The 20,515-nt window shown below is 35.4% G+C and carries 20 protein-coding genes; 11 read left to right on the forward strand and 9 right to left on the reverse strand.

All coding sequences use genetic code 11. The annotated features are described in order from the left end of the window. Positions 1 to 151: B12-binding domain-containing protein (locus ASJ81_RS17580; protein ID WP_170943386.1), on the reverse strand; the 151-nt coding region annotated here is incomplete at its 3' end. 948 nt (positions 152 to 1,099) lie between these two features. Between ASJ81_RS17580 and ASJ81_RS22960 the strand changes: the two genes are divergently transcribed. Both ASJ81_RS22960 and ASJ81_RS17585 read left to right on the forward strand, forming a co-directional pair. After that, a complete protein-coding gene (locus tag ASJ81_RS22960) occupies positions 1,100 to 1,246 on the forward strand; it encodes a hypothetical protein (RefSeq protein ID WP_170943382.1) in 147 nt (48 codons plus the stop codon). Between the two features lie 519 nt (positions 1,247 to 1,765). Continuing rightward, complete coding sequence (locus tag ASJ81_RS17585; protein WP_095645480.1) at positions 1,766 to 2,395, forward strand: chloramphenicol acetyltransferase; 630 nt, start codon at positions 1,766 to 1,768, stop codon at positions 2,393 to 2,395. A gap of 122 nt (positions 2,396 to 2,517) precedes the next feature. On the opposite strand, the gene ASJ81_RS17590 is transcribed toward ASJ81_RS17585, so the two are convergent. Next, positions 2,518 to 3,123, reverse strand: coding sequence for a pentapeptide repeat-containing protein (locus ASJ81_RS17590; RefSeq protein WP_095645481.1), 606 nt, complete (start codon positions 3,121 to 3,123; stop codon positions 2,518 to 2,520). Positions 3,124 to 3,454: 331 nt separating this feature from the next. On the opposite strand from ASJ81_RS17590, the gene ASJ81_RS17595 reads away from it, so the two are divergent. Continuing rightward, positions 3,455 to 4,105, forward strand: a complete 651-nt coding sequence (locus tag ASJ81_RS17595; protein WP_095645482.1) for a GNAT family N-acetyltransferase — start codon at positions 3,455 to 3,457, stop codon at positions 4,103 to 4,105. Positions 4,106 to 4,355: 250 nt separating this feature from the next. Here the strand turns inward: ASJ81_RS17595 and ASJ81_RS17600 are convergent, their stop codons facing one another. Next, positions 4,356 to 4,706, reverse strand: coding sequence for a hypothetical protein (locus tag ASJ81_RS17600; protein ID WP_095645483.1), 351 nt, complete (start codon positions 4,704 to 4,706; stop codon positions 4,356 to 4,358). Between the two features lie 410 nt (positions 4,707 to 5,116). Here ASJ81_RS17600 and ASJ81_RS17605 point away from each other — a divergent pair, with 410 nt between their 5' ends. The 4 genes from ASJ81_RS17605 (at position 5,117) to ASJ81_RS17620 (ending at position 10,693) form a co-directional block, all read left to right on the forward strand. Then, the gene (locus ASJ81_RS17605) at positions 5,117 to 5,515 is read left to right on the forward strand and encodes a flippase-like domain-containing protein (RefSeq protein ID WP_170943383.1); all 399 of its coding nucleotides are present in this window, start codon (positions 5,117 to 5,119) and stop codon (positions 5,513 to 5,515) included. A 431-nt stretch (positions 5,516 to 5,946) separates the two neighbouring features. Then, on the forward strand, positions 5,947 to 7,155 hold the full coding sequence (locus tag ASJ81_RS17610; protein ID WP_245860257.1) for a DEAD/DEAH box helicase: 1,209 nt from the start codon (positions 5,947 to 5,949) through the stop codon (positions 7,153 to 7,155). A gap of 1,130 nt (positions 7,156 to 8,285) precedes the next feature. Beyond that, complete coding sequence (locus tag ASJ81_RS17615; protein WP_245860259.1) at positions 8,286 to 8,600, forward strand: CatA-like O-acetyltransferase; 315 nt, start codon at positions 8,286 to 8,288, stop codon at positions 8,598 to 8,600. A 395-nt stretch (positions 8,601 to 8,995) separates the two neighbouring features. Then, positions 8,996 to 10,693: a catalase gene (locus ASJ81_RS17620; RefSeq protein ID WP_095645485.1), complete on the forward strand. Its 1,698-nt coding sequence runs from the start codon at positions 8,996 to 8,998 to the stop codon at positions 10,691 to 10,693. A 561-nt stretch (positions 10,694 to 11,254) separates the two neighbouring features. Here ASJ81_RS17620 and ASJ81_RS23925 read toward each other — a convergent pair. Together ASJ81_RS23925 and ASJ81_RS17630 are read right to left on the reverse strand one after the other, a co-directional pair. Continuing rightward, positions 11,255 to 11,458 (reverse strand): hypothetical protein, encoded by a 204-nt coding sequence (locus ASJ81_RS23925; protein WP_245860261.1) that lies wholly within the window; start codon positions 11,456 to 11,458, stop codon positions 11,255 to 11,257. Positions 11,459 to 11,472: 14 nt separating this feature from the next. Further along, entirely contained in the window at positions 11,473 to 11,751 is a 279-nt protein-coding gene (locus ASJ81_RS17630; protein WP_095645486.1) for a hypothetical protein, read from the reverse strand. 131 nt (positions 11,752 to 11,882) lie between these two features. On the opposite strand from ASJ81_RS17630, the gene ASJ81_RS17635 reads away from it, so the two are divergent. Further along, entirely contained in the window at positions 11,883 to 12,245 is a 363-nt protein-coding gene (locus ASJ81_RS17635) for a CatA-like O-acetyltransferase (protein WP_095645487.1), read from the forward strand. 2 nt (positions 12,246 to 12,247) lie between these two features. On the opposite strand, the gene ASJ81_RS17640 is transcribed toward ASJ81_RS17635, so the two are convergent. The 3 genes from ASJ81_RS17640 to ASJ81_RS17650 all read right to left on the reverse strand — a co-directional run bounded on the left by ASJ81_RS17640 (position 12,248) and on the right by ASJ81_RS17650 (position 13,981). Beyond that, positions 12,248 to 12,619 (reverse strand): DUF2283 domain-containing protein, encoded by a 372-nt coding sequence (locus ASJ81_RS17640; RefSeq protein WP_095645488.1) that lies wholly within the window; start codon positions 12,617 to 12,619, stop codon positions 12,248 to 12,250. Next, positions 12,612 to 12,950: a hypothetical protein gene (locus ASJ81_RS17645; protein WP_141241797.1), complete on the reverse strand. Its 339-nt coding sequence runs from the start codon at positions 12,948 to 12,950 to the stop codon at positions 12,612 to 12,614. The genes ASJ81_RS17640 and ASJ81_RS17645 overlap by 8 nt, the downstream gene beginning before the upstream one ends. A gap of 323 nt (positions 12,951 to 13,273) precedes the next feature. After that, the gene (locus ASJ81_RS17650) at positions 13,274 to 13,981 is read right to left on the reverse strand and encodes a right-handed parallel beta-helix repeat-containing protein (protein WP_095645490.1); all 708 of its coding nucleotides are present in this window, start codon (positions 13,979 to 13,981) and stop codon (positions 13,274 to 13,276) included. 431 nt (positions 13,982 to 14,412) lie between these two features. On the opposite strand from ASJ81_RS17650, the gene aroF reads away from it, so the two are divergent. Further along, positions 14,413 to 15,402 carry a 3-deoxy-7-phosphoheptulonate synthase gene (gene aroF, locus ASJ81_RS17655; protein ID WP_095645491.1) on the forward strand — a complete coding sequence of 330 codons (990 nt, stop codon included), beginning with the start codon at positions 14,413 to 14,415 and terminating at the stop codon, positions 15,400 to 15,402. 315 nt (positions 15,403 to 15,717) lie between these two features. Here aroF and ASJ81_RS17660 read toward each other — a convergent pair whose 3' ends face one another. Beyond that, entirely contained in the window at positions 15,718 to 17,781 is a 2,064-nt protein-coding gene (locus ASJ81_RS17660) for a PfkB family carbohydrate kinase (protein WP_095645492.1), read from the reverse strand. 706 nt (positions 17,782 to 18,487) lie between these two features. Here ASJ81_RS17660 and ASJ81_RS22965 point away from each other — a divergent pair. Beyond that, positions 18,488 to 18,649, forward strand: a complete 162-nt coding sequence (locus tag ASJ81_RS22965; protein ID WP_170943384.1) for a hypothetical protein — start codon at positions 18,488 to 18,490, stop codon at positions 18,647 to 18,649. Positions 18,650 to 18,899: 250 nt separating this feature from the next. Continuing rightward, entirely contained in the window at positions 18,900 to 20,213 is a 1,314-nt protein-coding gene (locus tag ASJ81_RS17665; RefSeq protein ID WP_095645493.1) for a PfkB family carbohydrate kinase, read from the forward strand. Positions 20,214 to 20,515: the final 302 nt, after the last annotated feature.

Here is a 20,515-nt window from a genome sequence, read left to right on the forward strand (position 1 = left end):
CAATTTTCATTCCAACGGAAAGGCCCTTCGTAATAATATCAAGCGCCGGAATTCCCGCGTCAAGGGCTTCCTGGGTTAATTGCGCAATGCCTGCAACGTTCTGATTTACGATTGCGTCGCGTAGCTTGTCAAATATCTCTTGATTTGCCATCCCATTTATCACTTCTTTTTGTTTTCACGTTTGGCCGGTCAGGAATTAGTTATTCACTTGCCGGATAACGGAAGCTCATTACCCCTTACATATATATAAATATTTTCCCCGTGTGGTGGGATTATATATATTTTGTGTCATAAAATGTGCGATTGATTAAAATTTATATAAGTATTTTTCGATTGGTTTTTCGAAAAGCGTGCCAGAAAGATTAACAGCAAACATGAAAAATGTTAGATTAACTGCACCCTCATAGGAAAAAGAGAAGATATAAATAACAGAATTTTTATAGAAGGAAACTTCAGAAAAAACAACTGTGCGGAAATCCTATACAAATACGTGCAAAGAATTCTATTTTTATTCAGATTAAACTTTATATTACGAACTTGTAACATCCTGTTCTAATAAATCAGTATTGCTGATTGTTGCAGTAACGCACAAAAATTTGAGATCCATATTATCCCGTTATTTAGTTTGAGGAGTGGAGTTCGAACCCATAAAATCCTTCGATTACGGTTCTGGGAATTCTTCTGCTGCCAGGATTTTTATTTTTTCAAAAAACTTCCCTGCATAAATAGCTCTTAGAGATTGTCTGAAAACTCGAATCCATTCTTACATCAAGATAATGGAAAACTTGCTCAAGATTTATTAATAGATTTTCCGAGATTTAAGCAGATAAATTAATGACTTTTAGGTTGTTACCGACATGTACAGCTTGCAAGCGTTTTTAAGCTCCAGTAGATTCTTCTTTTTTGATAGTGACCGCCCGATATCTGCCCACTATGTGGGCATTCGGGCGTTGAGGAGAATATCTATTTGATCGCAAAGTCGCACACTAATTATAAATGATTTAATTTCAAGATGGCTTCTTACTGAGTATATCCTGTTGATATACTTAGAAACTTTACGATGCATAGCATTTAATTATTATTAATCTATCTATATAATATGGGAGACAATACAACACACGAAGACATAAACAAAAGGCTTGATACTATAGAAAAAATTCTCATGGAAATCAGGGATGAACTGAGAGCATCAAATCAAAGATTAAGAGAAGCAAAAGGCGGAGGAATAGAAGTAAAGGGAGAGTAAAATCAGTACTGTGTAGTCTACAGGGTCTGGGATAAATTTTCGGTAAGATCCAAAGTTGTTCAGAGGGAAAAAAACCGTCAACTACACAGAGCCCTTTCAGGCATGTTTTCCACAATCTATATCTTTATATGTTAACATTTGAATAATCTCTTTTTCATAGTTCTTTTTTAAGAAGACCGCTCGCATACTCCTTCAGGTGATGCAAACTGGAACCACGCGAGAAGGTATTGCAAGAAACTTTTCTTCTGTTTTGCTCATAATTTCCTCGCCTTCAATGAACATTGCTATTCATTCGTCTAAAACTTCGGATTTTCATTATATTCAAAAAACCTCTCTGCATCTTCTCCTTTAAGAACAATCCCGAGTTCAATAGATTTTGCCATTTGTGAACACTTTCTTTTTGTATGATTGAACGATCTATGTTGTGCCATTATATATTCTATTAACAGACCTCTGCCTGATCGTGAAATTAAAAAAGATATATATTGTAATGTGGATTATACTGAATGAAGGGTAAACATGGGAAACAGATACCAGATAATAAATTTTGAAACCTGGAAAAGAAAAGAGTATTGCCAAATATACAGAAATGCAGTGCAGCCTCAATATTGTGTGAGTTTTGAACTTGATGTGACGAATTTTAAAAAGAGCGTTAAAGAAAATAACTGGTCATTTACGATGGCGTTTATATTTGCCGTTACGAAATGCGCAGATGAAATCGAGGAATTTCGGTATCGTTTTCTTGATGGCGAAGTTGTGTTATATGAGTCCATTGATACTTCATTTACATATCTGGATAAAGAAACGGAATTATTTAAGGTAGTAAATGTTCCCATGCAGGATACGATAGAGAAATTTGTACAACTGGCAACCACAATGGCGGAAAATCAAAAAGAACATTTTACAGGGCCTGTAGAAAACGATGTATATCAATTCTCGGCCCTGCCGTGGATAACGTTTACGCATATCTCGCACACGGATTTCGGAGACAGGGAAAAAGCACAGCCCATATTTGATTGGGGAAAATATAAGGAAAGAGAAGGCAAATTAATGATGCCGTTTGCAGTCCAGGTTCATCATGCATTTGTTGATGGTATTCATATTGGTAGACTTGCGGATAAGTTGCAGAGATATTTGAATGAAGTGTAAATAAGCATAATGGATGACCAATAGTTCACTAATTTTTACTTTTCTTGAAGTTATGTTTTCAGAATACGTAGGTTTAACAGAAAAACATCTGCATGTAAGAAATATGTGAGTGAGCCAATACCTTACACAATTTTGATTCCCAGAATCCACGCAGCGAGTTCTATTGCTTGCCCGGCATTAACTGTAGCTCCTCTGAGTTCGTTGCGTGTATCGGATACTGTGATCCCGTCAATGATACAATCCGATAAGTCGATGTCTTTGAGTGAGGTTTTAAAGAAATCCGTTTCAGTGAAATTAACTGCTTTCAGCATGGGCTTCTTTAACCGAATCTCGGATAAGAAGGCTTCCGTGAAATTGCAGTCACGAATGGTGCAGTTCTCCAATACAGAACTTGAAAAATCTGCATATCGAAAGGAACCATCCGCTAAAGAGGTTTCTTTCATGTGGCTCTTGCTGAAGTTGCTGCCATCGCCCTTGCACGTTAATATTTTGGAGTCTTTCCAGTAGCTGTCCATAAAAATGCAATTTGCAAAATTGCAGTTATCAAATACCGAATTGTAAAAGCTGGCTTTTGAAAAATCACATTTGTTGAACTGGCATTCTATAAATTGTACTGATTCAAATTCTATCCTTGCGATATCGATGTCCGAAATCATTTCGCCTTCAAAGCGCATCCTTTCTATATATTTGTCATCAGATTGTGCAGCTATAATTCGGCTTTCCAGCATGCTTCCATCTCCATAGACTGATGTTTCTAAATGATTATACTAGATAGGACTTACTCACTAGTAGGCCACACCTATAGTTTTTCCGGTTCTGTTGTAAAAATTATAAACATGGAAATAAAAATTTAGTTTCACAGAAAAAAATTTAGTTTCAGGGAAACGAATGTAGGCTGAGATCTGGGAAGATCTCCTTAAGTTGCACTATGGGATTATCTCAGAAAGCCAAATGCAAACAAATACAGTAAAAGATTTTAAATTTTATGCGAAAGTGGTGTAATTTTATTTTCAGTCATTGCATAGACGGATTTATTTTAGAAGTGAGGAGTAAACGACAATGAACATTTCTATCAGATTAGAAGAAGAAAAGGACTTCAAAAGTGTAGAATACATGGCAAGAGAAGCATTCTGGGATTTATACAAACCAGGATGTGATGAACATCTTGTAGTGCATAAAATAAGAAAAGTACCTGCATTTGTAAAAGAATTGGATTTTGTTGCATATGATAAGGATACAATCGTCGGCAATATTATTTATTCAAGAGCTAAGATCCTGAATGAAGAAAGTAAAGAATTCGAAGTTTTATGTATGGGTCCATTAACAGTATCGCCATCATATCAAAAGCAGGGGATCGGTTCTTTATTAATGAATCATTCTATCGAAAGGGCAAGGCAGCTGGGATATAAGGGTATTATTATTTTTGGAAACCCTGACTATTATCATCGTTTTGGTTTTGTCAATGCTAAAGAATATGATATCCAGACATCCTGGGGCGATAATTTTGATGCATTTATGGCATTAGAACTCTATGATGGTAGCTTGAGGGGCATTTCTGGAAAATTTTATGAGGACGAGGTTTTTAAAATAGAAAATGAGGAGCTGGAGGATTTTGAAAAGCAATTTCCCTACAAAGAGAAGCATGTTACGGACACTCAATTAAAACTCATTGGTCATCGGTTAAGGAAAAATCGTTATCAATTGCATTGATTTTCATAAAATTTATTAAATTATTCATCAAATGCAAAACTGGAATCTGATATCGATTTCAATTTAAACACTAAACATTTGGGTTTGAGTTTTTCCGTCGAAATCGAGATCAGCAGCTCAAAATCCTTAACCGAATACAAATGAATTAAAACTATGAATAAAAGAGGACTTTGCCTTACATGTCGTAGTTTGATTGAAGGATAAGGAGTTTAGAATCCCACCCTCGCACTTAAATTTTGTATCGTCTATCTTATAATTTTTTCAGTGCTTCTTCTTCTTGGGGGTCACGGTACCCGGACTGGTCCCTGGCAAGGGCTATGCTGTCCCAAAACCGGTCCGATTCGAGCCTGTCTTCTTCGGTTAAGGGGGACGCTTGACTGAAGATTACACCCTCGCTGGTCGCTATAAACCGCCGTCTGGGATCGTCCGGGTGCAGGTCTATGCCTTTCCTGTCCGGTTCTGCCATTCTGGGCCACATCTTATTCATTGCAGCCTGATATTCTTCGTAAGTCATGCCGTCCGGGTCTACCCATTTGGGGTCGAATTTGTGCCGCCTGGCTTTCTGCTCATCACTCATGCCGGTTTTTATGATTTTTGACATATTAAAACCTCTTATATTATGTACTCTGCCTGTCTATATATATTCAATCTTCATTAAATTTCACTGAAATCTATAACAAATGCCCTTCTCCGTGGGGAGCTTGCTCCCAGGCTCTAACAGCCTCCCATTCTCAGCCAGTTGTTTATTATTTAATCAGTGAGAGAGAATAATATAAAGAAGGCTAATTCGAAGCCTTCTGCCTTTTAACTTGACATTGTCAAATTAACTCATTTTTGCAGGTATCGCAACCTATTTCCACCCAAATTTACATCCTTTTGAAAATTTTGGTCGTTCACTAATACGTGATTGATGTTTTCATAACGTTCTCTTCAGCATGGCTTTTGCGTGCGTTTATTTGCTCGTACAGCAGGATGAACACAGTAGCGCCAAAAATGTGGGGCGCCAAAAATGTGGGAACAGAAAGAGCAGAAACTGGATTTCGATTAATTTGGAATAATTGTCAATCGACTACTGGTGGACTACCCAACCTTACGGAGTTCAAAAAAACCTACACCTCAATTCTGAAGGATAAAAAGTCCCTTACAAAGAATGTGTGCCTCGCAGTGCTCATGTACTCATTCATTTATTCCAAATCATACATCCTCTTTCCCAGTATTGGATATGATATTTCCATCCTCCAGCTGGTGTCCCTGTCCCTTATACTCTGGATTATCTCTGTGGTCCCTACTCCGGGAGTATTTGGGTTTAAAGAAATTGTGATGATAGGCATGTATACCATGGTGAGAGTTCCCATCAGTATTGCAGCTATTGTTTCTGTATTGACAGAATTATTTATTTGTTTTTTGTGAGTGCCATCTCATATTTGTCCATTGGCATTATGAGAATCTTCCATATAAGCCAGAAGCGATACAGGATATAGATATTATCTAATTATAGATATTATCTAATGATAGATGAGTGAGCCTTGCAGTGTTATGCGGTATATTGGACGTGGTGGCGCGCAAACAAACCAGAAACGGCTCTTGCATGAAGCGGCACACTATTACAAACGGAACCTTTGGAAGAACAATGAATGCTGGGTAATCACATCATCAAAATAGGCAAAGGTATAAGGGAAAGTTCACCGTTATAAGCGATTACTAACTTTTAAGCAGTAAATTAATCTTAACTTTTCTAAAGTTGTGCTTATAGCTCTTAATTGTTTTTAATATGTCTTAAATATATGAATATGAAAAAGCAATTAAGTAGCTTTTTCAGAAAAATCACGGAAAGTATAACTATGAATAATTTTAAAAAACTAGGTCTCAGTAATGCTGTTTTGAAATCAATAGATGATCATGGCTTTGAAAGCCCTACAGCAGTACAGGAAAAATCAATTCCCCTAATACTTGCTGGGGAAGATGTTATAGCCGGAGCCGCAACAGGTTCCGGAAAAACACTCGCATTTGCTTCCGGCATATTACAAAATTCCGAAAAAGGAAAAGGAATTCAGGCTTTGATCCTGACCCCTACAAGAGAACTGGCGGAGCAGGTGGCAAATTCTTTCAGGAAATTCTCAAAATACGACCCGTTAAATATCGCATCTATCTATGGCGGTGTAGGGATCAATCCACAAATTAAAGAATTAAAGAATGCCGAGGTTGTTGTGGGGACACCCGGTAGGCTACTCGATCATATCAGCAGAAATACCATCAAACTCAATAATATGAAAACCCTTGTCATTGATGAGGCAGACCATATGTTTGATCTGGGATTCAAAGTGGATGTAGAAAAAATTATCAAGGAATGTCCTCAAAAAAGGCAGACCCTTTTGTTCTCTGCGACCATTACAAAAGATATTGTCCAGCTTTCCCGCAAGTACATGGAAAACCCGGTTCGAGTATCAGCAGAGTCTTATATCGACCCGCAAAAATTGAATCAGGTCGTTTATAAAGTACAGGATGACATGAAATTATCTCTGCTTGTGTACCTTCTACAAAATGAGAAGTCAAACCTCGGGATGGTTTTCTGCAACACAAAAAGAAACACTGAAAAGGTCGCAAAAAACCTGAGAAAATCAAGTATCAATGCCGTGGCAATTCATGGAGGATTGACACAGAACGAACGAACTCGCATAATGGAAAAATTCCATTCCGGGAACATATGTGTCCTTGTATGCACAGATGTAGCCGGAAGAGGACTTGATATACAGGGTGTTTCCCATGTTTACAATTATGATATTCCTAGGGAAAGTAAACAGTATATTCACAGGATTGGAAGGACTGCACGAGCAGGAACAGAAGGAAAAGCGATAAATATCCTTTCCAAAAATGACCATGCTAATTTCATGAGTGTGCTGAAAGACAATGATGTAGATATTAAGGAACAGGCACTACCTGCTCTGAAGAAGATTGTAATTGAAAGACCGGAAATAAGATTGCCAAAGCCGGTAAATAGGATGAACAACCCCTCCAGAAAAGGCCATAAACCCAGGCACAAAAACTGTTAGACACCGTTCGTCTGTGCATTGCATTATAACTAACCATTGATCGATTGGCATCGGCAGGAGCAATGAACTGCTCCTGCAAAAACCCAGGCACGAAAATAAGAACGACGGCCAGTAGTTCGTGCCACTACGATGTCAAAATGTACCCTTCCGATGCCTTCGGACCAATGGACAGAGGTCGTTGACTACGGGTGGGAGATTTATGCTAAAATCAAATTGCGTGCGGCCACCCCAACCTGAACAGGCTGCCCGATAATTACTTCCAGTAATAACTGGATTCCTTCTTCTCCAATTTAAAAGCCTTAAATGCCTTTTTTACCATCTTTTTAGGGACCTATAGTGAATAGAATACAGACTTTTACTCTGTTGCCAGAACTTCCACCACGACTTTATTTCCATGCTTCTTCGGAATTAACTTAATATTTAACCAACTCTCCCATGAAGTCAAAAACCGGACCCTAGAACTATATTGACTCAAAGCCGCGCCGAATTATCAAATAGGATTTTGAGGTTCCAGCCGGTGATGGAGACAATTTTCCTTTGGGTTTAATTCCAGACGCTCCCTGTTTAATTAGTTTTTATTATTCCTGAATGCCCGCAATTGCATTTCTCGTTCTTTCTTTCCACTCGCCGCGCTCCGCTTGAACCCGCCTGCGTACAGTAGATAAAAATGAAATCATTAGCCGCGCCGGGAAGTCTGATCCCCGAATATCAACCATGTAGCCGGGGACGGCCAGAATTTTGGCTTCAGAAAAATTCATGCAGGTCAGCAGGAAAGTGAAAGTATTCGGTTGAGCCGTTTAAAAGGCAAAAATAAAAAATCGATTAATTCATTACGGGGCGTTTCATCCTTTCAGGAAGTAATTGAAAAATTGATTAATACTTTCTTATGAAGTTGTTTGAAATATTTATCTAAATGATTGATCCAAATAAACTCAACTATTTACAAATTTATATTTACATGTACGTGTAATTGTGCAAAAAAAAGCATTTAGAGGAATGATACATTAACAAAGAGACTATATACAGAAACTATTTTCTTTTTTCTAAATTTTTAGGCAGAAGTTGCCATGTTTTAAATATTTTGATTTCAGAATCATTCAAATGATAGGAAGAGAAAACGATAATGAATCATGCAGGATACGATTGAAAAGTTTGTACAACTGGCAATCGTAACGGCAGAAAATCAAAAAGAACATTTTACGGGACCTGTAGAAAATGATGTATATCAATTTTCTGCCCTGCCGTGGATAACATTTACGCATATTTCGCACACGGGTTTCGGAAACAGGGAAAAAGCGCAGCCCATGTTTGATTGGGGAAAATATCAGGAAAGAGAAGGTAAGTTTATGATGCCGTTTTCAGTCCAGGTTCATCATGCATTTGTTGATGGTATTCATATTGGCAAACTTGCGGATAAGCTGCAGAAATACCTGGATAAAGTGTAAATGAGCATAATGGATGACCAATAGTTCACTAATTTTTACTTTTTTTAAAGTTATGTCCTCAGAATATTAGGTTTCACAGTAACTCCTGTGCATAAAATATTAAAATTACAAGATGAAGGTACCTTGAAAAATAATGACATTGGCGCTGGAAAAAGATATAGCAATAAATGTTAACCAGAGATAATATAAGGTTTAAATTATATCTTAGAAAAGTAAAAAATACTAAAAACATTTGCCTTTACAGGGGAAAAGGTTTTGAGTTCTTGTCAGGTCTTCGGGGAAGAAATGATTTACATGCTTAAATTCTGCTAGAAATGATTTTTTTCTAATGGACTTGATAAGGTCTTAACGTTAACATAAAAAAGTTACATGAGACACATAGTTGAGGGTATCTTATGAAAGGCGACAACTGTAAGAATCCAATGGATAAAAATCAATTAGGTCAGCCGCTTCCAAGCAGAAATCAAACAGTGGGGGATAATACTGAATTAACTACAGTAGCAGGAGCTCCGGTGGAAAGCAATCAGGATAGCATGACAAGCGGTAGACGCGGACCCCTTATGCTTCAAGAGATCTGGTTTTTGGAAAAATTAGCACATTTTGACAGGGAAGTAATTCCAGAACGCAGAATGCATGCAAAAGGCTCAGGAGCATTTGGGACATTTACTGTAACTCATGATATAACCAATTACACTAAAGCAGCCATATTTTCTGAAATCGGAAAACAAACCAAAATGTTTGCACGCTTTTCTACTGTAGCTGGTGAGCGTGGAGCGGCTGATGCAGAGCGTGATATCCGCGGTTTTGCTTTGAAGTTTTACACTGAAGAAGGAAACTGGGACATGGTAGGGAATAATACGCCTGTATTCTTTTTTAGAGACCCTTTAAAGTTTCCTGATCTAAACCACGCTATTAAACGTGATCCACGTACCAATATGCGTAGCCCAAATACCAATTGGGATTTCTGGACATCTTTACCGGAAGCTCTGCTACAGGTAACTATTATTATGGGTGATCGTGGAATACCTTCTTCTTACAGGCACATGCATGGATTTAGTAGCCATGCCTACAGTTTAATAAACAAAAATAATGAACGTGTATGGGTAAAGTTCTATTTGAGGTCACAACAGGGTATAAGAACCCTCACAGACCAGGAAGCTGCAAAAGTTGTCGGAATGGACCGTGAAAGTCATCAAAGAGACCTTTACGAAGCTATTGAAAAAGGCAAGTTTCCAAAATGGAAAATGTATATACAGGTTATGACAGAGGAACAGGCCAATTCTATGAAGAATAATCCCTTTGACCTAACTAAAATGTGGCATAAAAAGGATTTTCCATTGATACCTGTGGGTGAATTTGAATTAAACAAGAATCCTGAAAACTATTTTGCAGACGTGGAACAGGCTGCTTTTTCACCAGCTAACGTAGTCCCTGGAATTAGTTTTTCCCCGGACCGTATGTTACAGGGACGTTTGTTCTCTTATGGAGATGCACAGAGGTATAGATTAGGTGTAAATCACCATCAAATACCTGTGAATTCTCCTCAGGGTGTTAAAAACTATCATAGCTTCCATAGAGATGGACAGATGAGAGTTGATGGCAATAGAGGAAGTCAACTGCATTATGAACCCAATAGCTATGGAAATTGGAACGATCAACCTCAATACGCACTTCCAGTTGAAAAAACAGGTTCAACAGATATCTGGAGGTATGATTTCAGAGAAGATGACAGTGATTATTACACCCAGCCAGGAGAGTTATTCAGAGCTATGACTCCTGATCAGCAACAGGTTTTGTTTGAAAATACTGCCAGAAATATGGGAGATTCTACTCTCCAAATCAAGCACAGGCATATTTACAATTGCTATCAGGCAGATCCCGTATATGGTGAAGGTGTTGCAAAAGCATTGGAAATAGATATATCAACCGTTGACTTAAATTTGCCAGCGCGTACTTCAAGAAAAGCCAATTATGAAGCAAACAATAAACATCCTGAGTTAAATCAACCTACAATGAAAAAAGATTCGTGCAGGGAGATTGATACTAATGGTGATCCATGCATTGAACCCGAAAATGATCCGTGGCTTTTGTAACTATTGAATAATTAAATGTGGCATTAGCGGTACTATCAGGTCTATAAGAGGGATAGAGGGATATAAAAAATTATAGGCTCGACTGTAGCTGAAATGGTTCAGAGACCTCATAGACTTGATAATGCCTTTTTTAATGTTTTGGAGTATGTTAATGCTTTGACTCTTAATCTGTTTTTTATAGTAGACAATTATATTTTTTAAATTTCAATACTTTTCCATGCTTAAAATCGGCATCAGTAGCTATCAAGGAAAGAGTCTGTGGCTTTTTAGAATTTTTTACATTTGATTCCCATTTTCACGATACCATGGATAATACAAATTCTATACCCTGCCGTGGATAACGTTTACGCATATTTAGTACACGGATGTTAGATTCAAGGAAAAAGTAAAGGCAAAGGAAAAGTGAAGGAAAAATTTACCTCTTGTAACCAAATACTTTATCGTATTTTTTATGATCAATTATATCGATCACTATTACGAGAGTGTCAATATCCGGATTACCAGCTGTAAGTGTGTAAAGCATTCTCCAGAAACCGGGAAGTTCTACTCTAAACAGGTTCTTTACTTCATATTTAGTTTTATATTCGGAAGGATTAATCTTTTAGCAACTGGATTTCCATAATGAACATCGTTTTTTATTAACTCTATTTTCTGATGAAAAGCATTAAGAATTGTCTCCTCCTGCTTTGAGTGCGAAGCCTTACTTATAAGAGATTCATATATTTTCTCAGCTTCAGGAGTTAATCTTACACTTACACGCTTCATAGCTTATTCACACTTTAGAGCTCACGTCCGTAAACCGCAACATTTCTTAAATTCTTGTTTGTGTTGTGAATCCACGTTATCCCTCTTAACCCTACAACTATTTTATTACTTTTCTCAAGATATTCCAAAATAATCATTAAAGTGTTATGGTTTACCTGGCGTGGAAGTGCTTTTTTGAGTTCCGGAATCGTTATGACACTATTTGGAGAGTTTTGTATAGTATCTTCTACCATTATGATAGTATTGAGAGTTGGAGAAGGTCTTACCTTATCAGAATTTAATGCCTCTGCCATTTATTCACTTCCGTAAGTCTGTAATGATTGTGTAAGAAACAGATATTAGTTAATAACTTATTAATATCTATGGATACTTATGATTTCTGGTCACATGTGCAGAGACAATCTTTTTTCATCATAAAAAATAGATGGGAAGGAAAAAAGGTGTTTCAAAATTCTCAGGTGCTACCAGAGATCTCGACTGGAGGATGGCGTTTATATTTGCTGTTACGAAATGCGCAAATGAGATCGAGGAATTTCGGTATCGTTTTCTTGATGGTGAAGTTGTGTTATATGAGTCCATTGATACCTCATTTACATATCTGGATAAAGAAACCGAATTATTTAAGGTAGTAAATGTTCCCATTCAGGACACGATTGAGAAGTTTATACAACTGGCAATCGCAATGGCGGAAAATCAAAAAGAATATTTTAAAGGATTTGTAGAGAGAATCTTGTGCATATGTTTTTCAAGAACTTGTGCCCACAACTTTGGGTTAAAAAAGAAGTAAAATTAGCAACATAATGCAATTTCTTGATTGCTGATCGGAAGGTTCATACTATTTAACCCAACTGCTTCCATACATTTACTAATTGAGTTGTTTCTTTTAACTATAGTAATTTTCATAGCTATTTTGATAGTTTCTTTATGAATTTCAATATCGGCATCAAAACTTTTCAAGTTTTGTAAATCTGCTTTTAAAACGTTAAATTTTTTTGATGCATCTAGTATCTCAATAGCCATTACGTAATCGTCTTCGCTCATATCAAGTATTATACCATCTAAATCCATAGATTTCTTGTACTTTTTACCAGTACCATAAAAGAAAGCACTATCGTTTTCCAAGTCATAGTCATATTTACTAAGTTCAATCCCCCTAGACATCTTCTCTCCTCCGCTTTTTGGCTTCATCAGGGAAGCAACTTATTAAATTAATTCTAACTGGATCCGAATTCTTTATGCTTATAATAACCACAAAATCATCATCATCGTTGAGATTATAGATTAATTTAAATTTTTCTTCTGATTGTTTGAGTATACCACATGGAGTATCATTGAGGATAATATTTACTACTCCATTTGCATCTGGGTATATATCACTCTTACGTTCATCTGCTCTTATATTAAAGTGATAAGTCATATGGAGATTATTTATCTCAATCTTTGACAGATAATCAAGAGCGTCTTTAACCGTATAAGAATCGCCATTTGACATAAACATCAATGTCGCGTCTGTTATTGTGCAAATTATTGAAGGTAAAATACTTTCAAGAATAAATAACTTATAACAATTTAGGACAATATATAACCTACTTGAAAGACCTGACAATGAAACCAGCTTTAGGAAAAACTATGAAGATATACCTAAAGTTTCATTCAGTCTTTACACGTAAAGAATAAGACAGCCTACCCACATGTACTGCCCAAGCCATGCGACAGGTCTTGGACCCCTTACACCCACGCCTAATACCAACTACCCATAGATATCACCGCGAGCCATATGTGGTACTAGGAAACCTTGTACCCATCATTGAAACACTACTCACCATCAATAACATTATTGAGTATCTGGACATTCGATGTAGTTTCGTTTGCCCTGGAGTTTTCAACCTGAATTCCTGGGCCTGTACGAGGTTTATACTTCGCAGTGCTCTTTATTATATTGTCCTGGAAAATCACATTCCTGGAACCTTTAGAGCGCAGGCCTGAATTGATCCTTGTATAGATCTCATTTCCTGAAGCTTCTACGTCAACACATCTTTCACAATAAAAACCATCATGCCCGACGCCGTATATTTTGTTTTCAGAAAAGGTTACATCTCTGGAGTCTAAAATCCTGACACCATCACCTATTGAATTTTGAATTTTCACGTTCCGGATTTTGACGTTTGAAGCCCTGCTTCCTCCAAATAGATTATGGTAACCTTTCCCGTGAAGCACACTCTGCTTATCAGCCAGCCCATCAAATGTGAACCCTTCAAACAGATAATTTTCTCCAGAGAAACTGAAAATCGGCACCTGTGGCTTCCAGAGGCACGTCGAAGCATATGGTATTAGCTGGATGATTGCTTTTTCATCTCCGGTTATGGTCGTGCCAGGATGTAGCTGAATAGGAATTTTGGCAGTAAATGTTGTCTTCGTTCCTGTTGTTTTGAGCTCTATTTCTTCGTATTTACGGCCATCGCCGACTTTATCAAAACTACTCTGAAGAAATGTTCCTGGTGTTAGAGTCAGTACGTTTGTCATATGTTATGCAGGTTCCCTGGGTGTTGAAAAAGAAAATTGAATTCTTATTAAGGTCTTTTAATTTTAAGAGTTTTATATTTGATGTTATAAAGACACGATTGAGAAGTTCGTGCAATTAGCAACTGCAACGGCAGAAAATCAAAAAGAACATTCATGTGTTTTCGGCTAAGTGAGAAATCATGACAAATTGCACCGATTTTCCTCAACATTTATTATATATTTTAATAAATCCTGATTTTACTCTTTTGAAAAGACTCTAAAAAAGGTACATGTAAATGTAATAGGCATTGTTGAAAAAATACAAAAATTAATTAAATACTGAATATGTTAAGGTTCGTTATAAATTTGAATCTTTATGGCTACGATTGTCAAACGGTAGAGAATAATAGAAACAAACGCAGTTAAATTAACGGAAATTTATGGGGTATTATATGATACTAAAATTTAAAAGAGATTGCACTTCCGAACAGATTCATGAAATGGAATCAAAATTAAGTGCTGACAATATTGAAAATTATGTGGTTAACTATAAAGGATGCAGAATTATTGTGTGCAATGGTAATGTAACAGATATACCAGAGTATATTGAATCACAGATAATTAAAACTCCATATAAGCTTGCGAGTAAAGAATTCCAGAATGAAAAGACTATTGTAGACGTCGACGGAGTTAAGGTGGGTGGGAATAAAATAATAATGATAGCAGGTCCATGTGCTGTTGAAAACCAAGAAAGCTTAATCGAAGAAGCTCATTTTCTTAAATCAATTGGAACAGATTTTTTACGAGGAGGAGCATTCAAACCAAGAACCTCTCCATATTCGTTTAGAGGATTAAAAGAGGAAGGGTTAAAGATATTAGCTGAGGCAAAAGATGAGACAGGATTAAAGATTGTTACAGAAGTAATGACTCCAACTGATGTTAAACTCGTAGCTGAATATGCTGATGTACTTCAAATTGGCACACGGAATATGCAAAACTATCAGTTATTAGATGAAGTCGGTAAATCAGATAAGCCAGTGCTGTTAAAACGTGGGATGTCTGCCACAGTTAAAGAGTGGCTTTTATCAGCTGAGTATATTTTAAGTCAAGGCAATCCCGATGTCATACTTTGTGAAAGAGGAATTCGTACATTTGAAACTGCGCTACGAAACACACTCGATTTGAGTGTAGTACCTTTACTAAGAGAGTTAACACATTTGCCAGTAATTGTAGATCCTAGTCATGCTACTGGAAAAAGGTCTCTAATAAATCCGATGTCCAAAGCAAGTATTGCAGCTGGCGCTGATGGTTTGATGGTAGAAGTTCATCCATGTCCAGAATGTGCACTATCTGATGGAGAAGAATCCTTAACATTTCAACAATTTGGCAATTTGATGGAAGAACTAAAGTCTGTTGTAAAAGTGTTTGGAAAAGCTATCTAATGATTATGAGTAATGTCGTGCATAAAAGCTGGACTTAAGCGGTCGAAACATTTTTCTGTAAGTACATAATATATTTTTTTAATACAATAACAGCAATTAGACAGTTTGCAACAAGTAGATTATTAATGAGATGCTGTTAATCAATTCATAAAAATCCAATCTATGCATTAGAAAAAAGGTAATTTAAAAGTTGCCTGCAAAGCAGGCAACCGCGTAAATCTTAGTACTTTTATATGTCAATTATATTCATGCACTGATGCAAAATTAAACTCAATTACCGTTATGATTGAAAGTTGAATTCTATAAAATGAATGCTTACTGGTATTGATATTGAATTCTATGTGTTCTAAAATTCTTCAATATTTCATCCATGAGCTTAGAATTTCTCGAAACATAGTTACTAAACGAATCCTTTTCCAGTTCTGTTTCAATATCGTCAAGAGATATATGTTCTCCTAATGATTTTTTAGCTTTTAGCCCTGCTACGAAATTTGCAAATAATACAGATTCTTCCAGGGTATGTTTGTTCAACATTCCAATTATTGCAAAAGCATCAAAAACATCGCCACACCCTACATCTGTATTGAGCTCGTCTCCTACCAATAAAGGCTCGATTACTTTTATTTTGTCCTTTGGATCGTGGGTTAATATAACCGCACCTTTACTAGCAGCTTTAATTATAAAGTTTTTACAAACAGGGTATTTTTCTACCAAGTTGGAGTATTCATATTCATACTTAAATTTGCATTTGTTATCCCTTTCAAGAATTTCATCTTCTTTGGTTTTCATATCAAATATACCCGAAGCCGCCTCTTTCATATTAGGCAAGATAGCTTCAATATCAACATCTCCAAATATTTTCCAATCATATTTTGGATCTACATACAAAGGTATTTTCTTATTCAATGCGACCTTTGATATTTCTTTTACAAGATTTTTTGAGATCATTCCTTTCTGGTGGTCTTTTATAACAATACAATCTAGATTGTCAATAGCGTTGATTTTATTAATTATAGTTTCTTGGACATTTTTCCTCTGGCAGTAATTTGTCATTGATTCAGAGTCTTCCCTATCAAATCTTATGACTTGTAAATCTGGTCCTTCAGTCGAACGATGAAGATAAATTTTCTTTGTTGTTATTACCTCAGGTGCTTCGATTGGGTCAAAAGTTATATGGCCTTGGCATAAGTTTAATAAAGCCTTTCCTTCTGAATCCGAACCAATAATACCTATCAAAGTTACACTGGATATGAGAGAAAATGCCATAGCTACATCCGCTGCACCACCTAGTGTTTTAAGGTCTCGGTAAACCATATATACCTCTCCCTCTCCTTTTTTGACTATTTGGTGCTTCTGAACGTTACTATATTTTGCACTGCTACCCACCATTTTGTGGTCAAGCATGACATCGCCAACAATTAATACTTTTTTGTCTTTTCTCCTATATTGTGTACATAAATCACAAAAACGGCTTATTGCCTTATCGAGAAAATAAAAATTTGCCTCAACATTTGCACGAATTGCTTCTACATCTTCTCTAGTAGAAGCTGTATCATTTGCTATTTTTTCCAGTGCATTCTGAATTGATTCCTGACTTTCTCTAATTGTATTTTTCAGAACATTCTCAAAAGGTTCATTTTGCATGCGGGGGTCAGTCGGATGTTTTAATATTCCTCTAATTTCATCTAGCTTTTTCAGTGAATTCTGAATAGATTCCTGACCATCTAGAATAATAGTCTGATCTGCTCGAACATTTTGCAAATCTTCCATTATTCCTTCTAGTAGCAGTCTTTGGAAAACACGCCAAGATCTGTTATACTCCTCTTCATCTTTATTCAGCAGCTCGTAAAACCTGAGTTGTAAATAAGAGAAATAGTATTTAGTAAAAAAATCACTGAAAGATTCAGTATGGTTACCTAAGAAGCTCGTATAGCTTATACGCTCTACTATTTGTTTTGTTGCTTTTTCCGTACTTTCAGAAAGGTATTGTTTTACATCTTTCTCATTAACCTCTTCTTGTACTAAAACTAGAAATTCTTCCTTCACGTACTTGTTTAAATCTTCAAAGTTCTTTTGGATTGACTCCTTATCGTCATTAACCCTTTGAATGTATATTTTCTCAAGATCTTCTAAAGCTTCAATAGTAGCACAGCTTAAAGCTTGCTGGATATCACTGTTTTGTGTACCATCTTTGGACAGCCAATGTTCTCGGAGTTTTACAAAGAAATTTTGCACTTTATTACTAGCCAAGTTAATGCCAATGTTTTTAATAATTTCAACGCCCAGTGGTCCACTAATGGAAAAACCGATTCCAGCAACAGCGGCACTTACAATAATATTTCCCAAGTCTTTCTTTTGGTCATCGCTTAATCTTTTCATTTTATTTACACTGCCTTTTATTTACTATAAAAAATATTTATGCCCATTGATGTCTATTTTTTATACCATTATTAAAATAAATAATGAACAATACATATTTTAAATCTATATTAATAATTTACAATAAATGATATATACATATTAAAACTAATATAGTAATTTATAATAAACATATATTTAGATAAATAAATTAGATAAAAAAATAACTTAGTTAATATTATTTTTTAAATTTTTGGGATATATGTATAAAATTATTATTTTTTAAATTGAATTCTGTGTCTTAATATATACATATGATATAATTTAGACATATTCCAAATATATTTTTCTATTTGTTCATATAATCTCAAATTTGATTAACCTTCAAAAGTAGATAAATTTTAAATTAGGATTTAATATACCAAGTCAACAAAATTATTATGAAACGTGGAGCATTAGACTTTGAGCATAATAATACCTTTTAAAGGCATTTAGGATTATTTCAAAGGATTAAGACAAAATCTAAAGTTCGTTACTGTCTCAGTATCTAGCCATTATGTAGTCATTGTGTAATAAAAAATTCTAGAAAGTATTCCCTGAAATGTTTTGAGATTATCATTATTGATGATGACTTCGAAAGTGGAAAACATAACCCAGAACCCTACATAAAAACGTTTGAAACATTCGATATGATTACGAAAGAATATATTATGCAAAGAATTCACCTATGGGCATCTCTGCTACTAACAGAGAAGGACTCTATTGTGTTGCAGTTACAACAATACTTGACTACGAAGAATTTCAATGTGCCGACCTTATTTTCGAAGACCATACTGCCCTTATTGACTATCTGGGAGTTTTACTTAGAGAGAGTTTAAAGTTTCTGTAAAATATACGTAAAACTCTCTAAAGAGATCTGTTGCTGAAATAAAGACTAATTTGTATTATCTCAGGGAACTTTTTCAATAGTGTTCTGCTAATAAATTTTTGAAAATAAGACTATATGCAGATTTTAGAAACATGGAATTTAGAAACATGGAATTATAATTATTATATTTTTTAAACTTTAAATTAAAATAGAAGAATATCCTAAATTAAGTACAATCTTTACAATCTCGGGTAATAAAACCTCAAGGGATGTGGAAATACTGCAAGATAAAGAATTAGTGAGAAAAAAATATATCAAGTTAACAGATGATGCTAAAAATAATTTTAAAAATCGTGAATATGAAGAAGCTGAAAAGCAGTCTTCAGAGGCTTGCAAACTTATTAAAAGCAATGATGATGCCATCATTATTTATGGTCGTGCAGTTCTTTCTAGAATTTGCAAAGAATTTAAAAGTCACGAACTGAATGTTTTAGTTATTGGCGACATAATGTTAGACCGTGCTTTTAGAGGGTTACCAGCAACTGATTTAGCAGTCGGACGCCATAACACAGTAACAAATAATATTTATATGCTCAAAAATAAAGAATCTGAAACAAATACTCTTGGAGGAGTAGGTTATCTGGGTTATGCTTTTTTGCCAATGGTTGAAAATGTGATTATGATCGGAACGATAGGAAGTGATTGTGAAGGTCATATTCTCAAAGAGATCTGTGATGGCAAACGAGGTTATGATGGTACAATTCTAAAAAATGAAAATGATATTAATAAAAAGATTAAGTTTCTTCCTGTGATTGGAGATAAAACAATTACAACAACGAAAATATATTTTTTTGATGAAAGTATTACTGAAAAAGGCGATAAAGCCATAAGATTTGACAGAGAAGATATAAAAATAATGAGAGAAGAACAAAATTTACTTAAGGACAAAATCATTAAGGCATTTGATTCAATAATTGAGGAACATAAACTACAAGATAATTCAGGAATAAACAAATCTACAATAAGTTGCATTGTTATTGATGATTACGAAAAAGGAACGATAACTGAGGATATTATTGAATATATTTCCACAACTGCGGTTGAAAATAATATTAAAGTTTACGTTGACCCTAAGTATGAATGGGATAAATTTAAAAAGTGTGATATTGAAGCAATAATTCCAAATAGAAAAGAATGTAAAGAAGGACTTAAAACCGAATTACCAGTACAAGCTTCTCTCGATGAATATCCTCAGATCAGTGAATTTGTAATTAAAATGGATAGTGACGGGGCATATTTTTTTGACAAAGGAAAATCACGTCACCATGTAAAACCTTATGGTGAAAATGATGATGCATCAGATGTTGGTTGTGGAACAATTTTTGATGCTTATTTTATCACAAGTATGTTGTGTAATAATTCACTGCCAGAGAGTGTATTTTTGGCAAATTATGCGGCAGGTCTTATGACTATGAAACAACTGGGACAAATTGTCACCCCAGAAGATATAATAAAAAATGTTACACATGAGGTAGATTATTTCATTAAGAATAAATATTTAATTGAAAGTTTATTGATAAAATAATAGGTAATCAAATTAGCTCTTAAAATTTCCGATTTAATATAACAATCGCTTCTTTAAAGGTATCTTCCAGAAAAACACCTTTCTCCTGCTCATTGCGCATTTAATTTCTATTTTTAGTTTTGATATCTCTATTTTTAAATCATATATCCTACCACAGCAGTAGGAACTAGGTTTCCAATGTACATAATGTAAGTCGGCAACCGGATGATTTTAGTATAATACCACTCTCCTAATTTTCATTATATAGTCTATAATGAGCCACGACGTTGTACGAATATGGCAAAAACACTAGCGGTATATTT

Origin of the sequence: Methanosarcina spelaei, assembly GCF_002287235.1 — an archaeon.
Classification (GTDB): domain Archaea; phylum Halobacteriota; class Methanosarcinia; order Methanosarcinales; family Methanosarcinaceae; genus Methanosarcina; species Methanosarcina spelaei.

Bases quoted from the DNA above. Each gene is read 5' to 3' on its own strand.
- ASJ81_RS22960 (WP_170943382.1), top strand. From the start codon at position 1,100: ATGGGAGACAATACAACACACGAAGACATAAACAAAAGGCTTGATACT.
- ASJ81_RS17585 (WP_095645480.1), top strand. From the start codon at position 1,766: ATGGGAAACAGATACCAGATAATAAATTTTGAAACCTGGAAAAGAAAA.
- ASJ81_RS17590 (WP_095645481.1), bottom strand. From the start codon at position 3,123: ATGCTGGAAAGCCGAATTATAGCTGCACAATCTGATGACAAATATATA.
- ASJ81_RS17595 (WP_095645482.1), top strand. From the start codon at position 3,455: ATGAACATTTCTATCAGATTAGAAGAAGAAAAGGACTTCAAAAGTGTA.
- ASJ81_RS17600 (WP_095645483.1), bottom strand. From the start codon at position 4,706: ATGTCAAAAATCATAAAAACCGGCATGAGTGATGAGCAGAAAGCCAGG.
- ASJ81_RS17610 (WP_245860257.1), top strand. From the start codon at position 5,947: ATGAATAATTTTAAAAAACTAGGTCTCAGTAATGCTGTTTTGAAATCA.
- ASJ81_RS17615 (WP_245860259.1), top strand. From the start codon at position 8,286: ATGCAGGATACGATTGAAAAGTTTGTACAACTGGCAATCGTAACGGCA.
- ASJ81_RS17620 (WP_095645485.1), top strand. From the start codon at position 8,996: ATGAAAGGCGACAACTGTAAGAATCCAATGGATAAAAATCAATTAGGT.
- ASJ81_RS23925 (WP_245860261.1), bottom strand. From the start codon at position 11,458: ATGAAGCGTGTAAGTGTAAGATTAACTCCTGAAGCTGAGAAAATATAT.
- ASJ81_RS17630 (WP_095645486.1), bottom strand. From the start codon at position 11,751: ATGGCAGAGGCATTAAATTCTGATAAGGTAAGACCTTCTCCAACTCTC.
- ASJ81_RS17635 (WP_095645487.1), top strand. From the start codon at position 11,883: ATGGGAAGGAAAAAAGGTGTTTCAAAATTCTCAGGTGCTACCAGAGAT.
- ASJ81_RS17640 (WP_095645488.1), bottom strand. From the start codon at position 12,619: ATGTCTAGGGGGATTGAACTTAGTAAATATGACTATGACTTGGAAAAC.
- ASJ81_RS17645 (WP_141241797.1), bottom strand. From the start codon at position 12,950: ATGTCAAATGGCGATTCTTATACGGTTAAAGACGCTCTTGATTATCTG.
- ASJ81_RS17650 (WP_095645490.1), bottom strand. From the start codon at position 13,981: ATGACAAACGTACTGACTCTAACACCAGGAACATTTCTTCAGAGTAGT.
- aroF (WP_095645491.1), top strand. From the start codon at position 14,413: ATGATACTAAAATTTAAAAGAGATTGCACTTCCGAACAGATTCATGAA.
- ASJ81_RS17660 (WP_095645492.1), bottom strand. From the start codon at position 17,781: ATGAAAAGATTAAGCGATGACCAAAAGAAAGACTTGGGAAATATTATT.
- ASJ81_RS22965 (WP_170943384.1), top strand. From the start codon at position 18,488: ATGGGCATCTCTGCTACTAACAGAGAAGGACTCTATTGTGTTGCAGTT.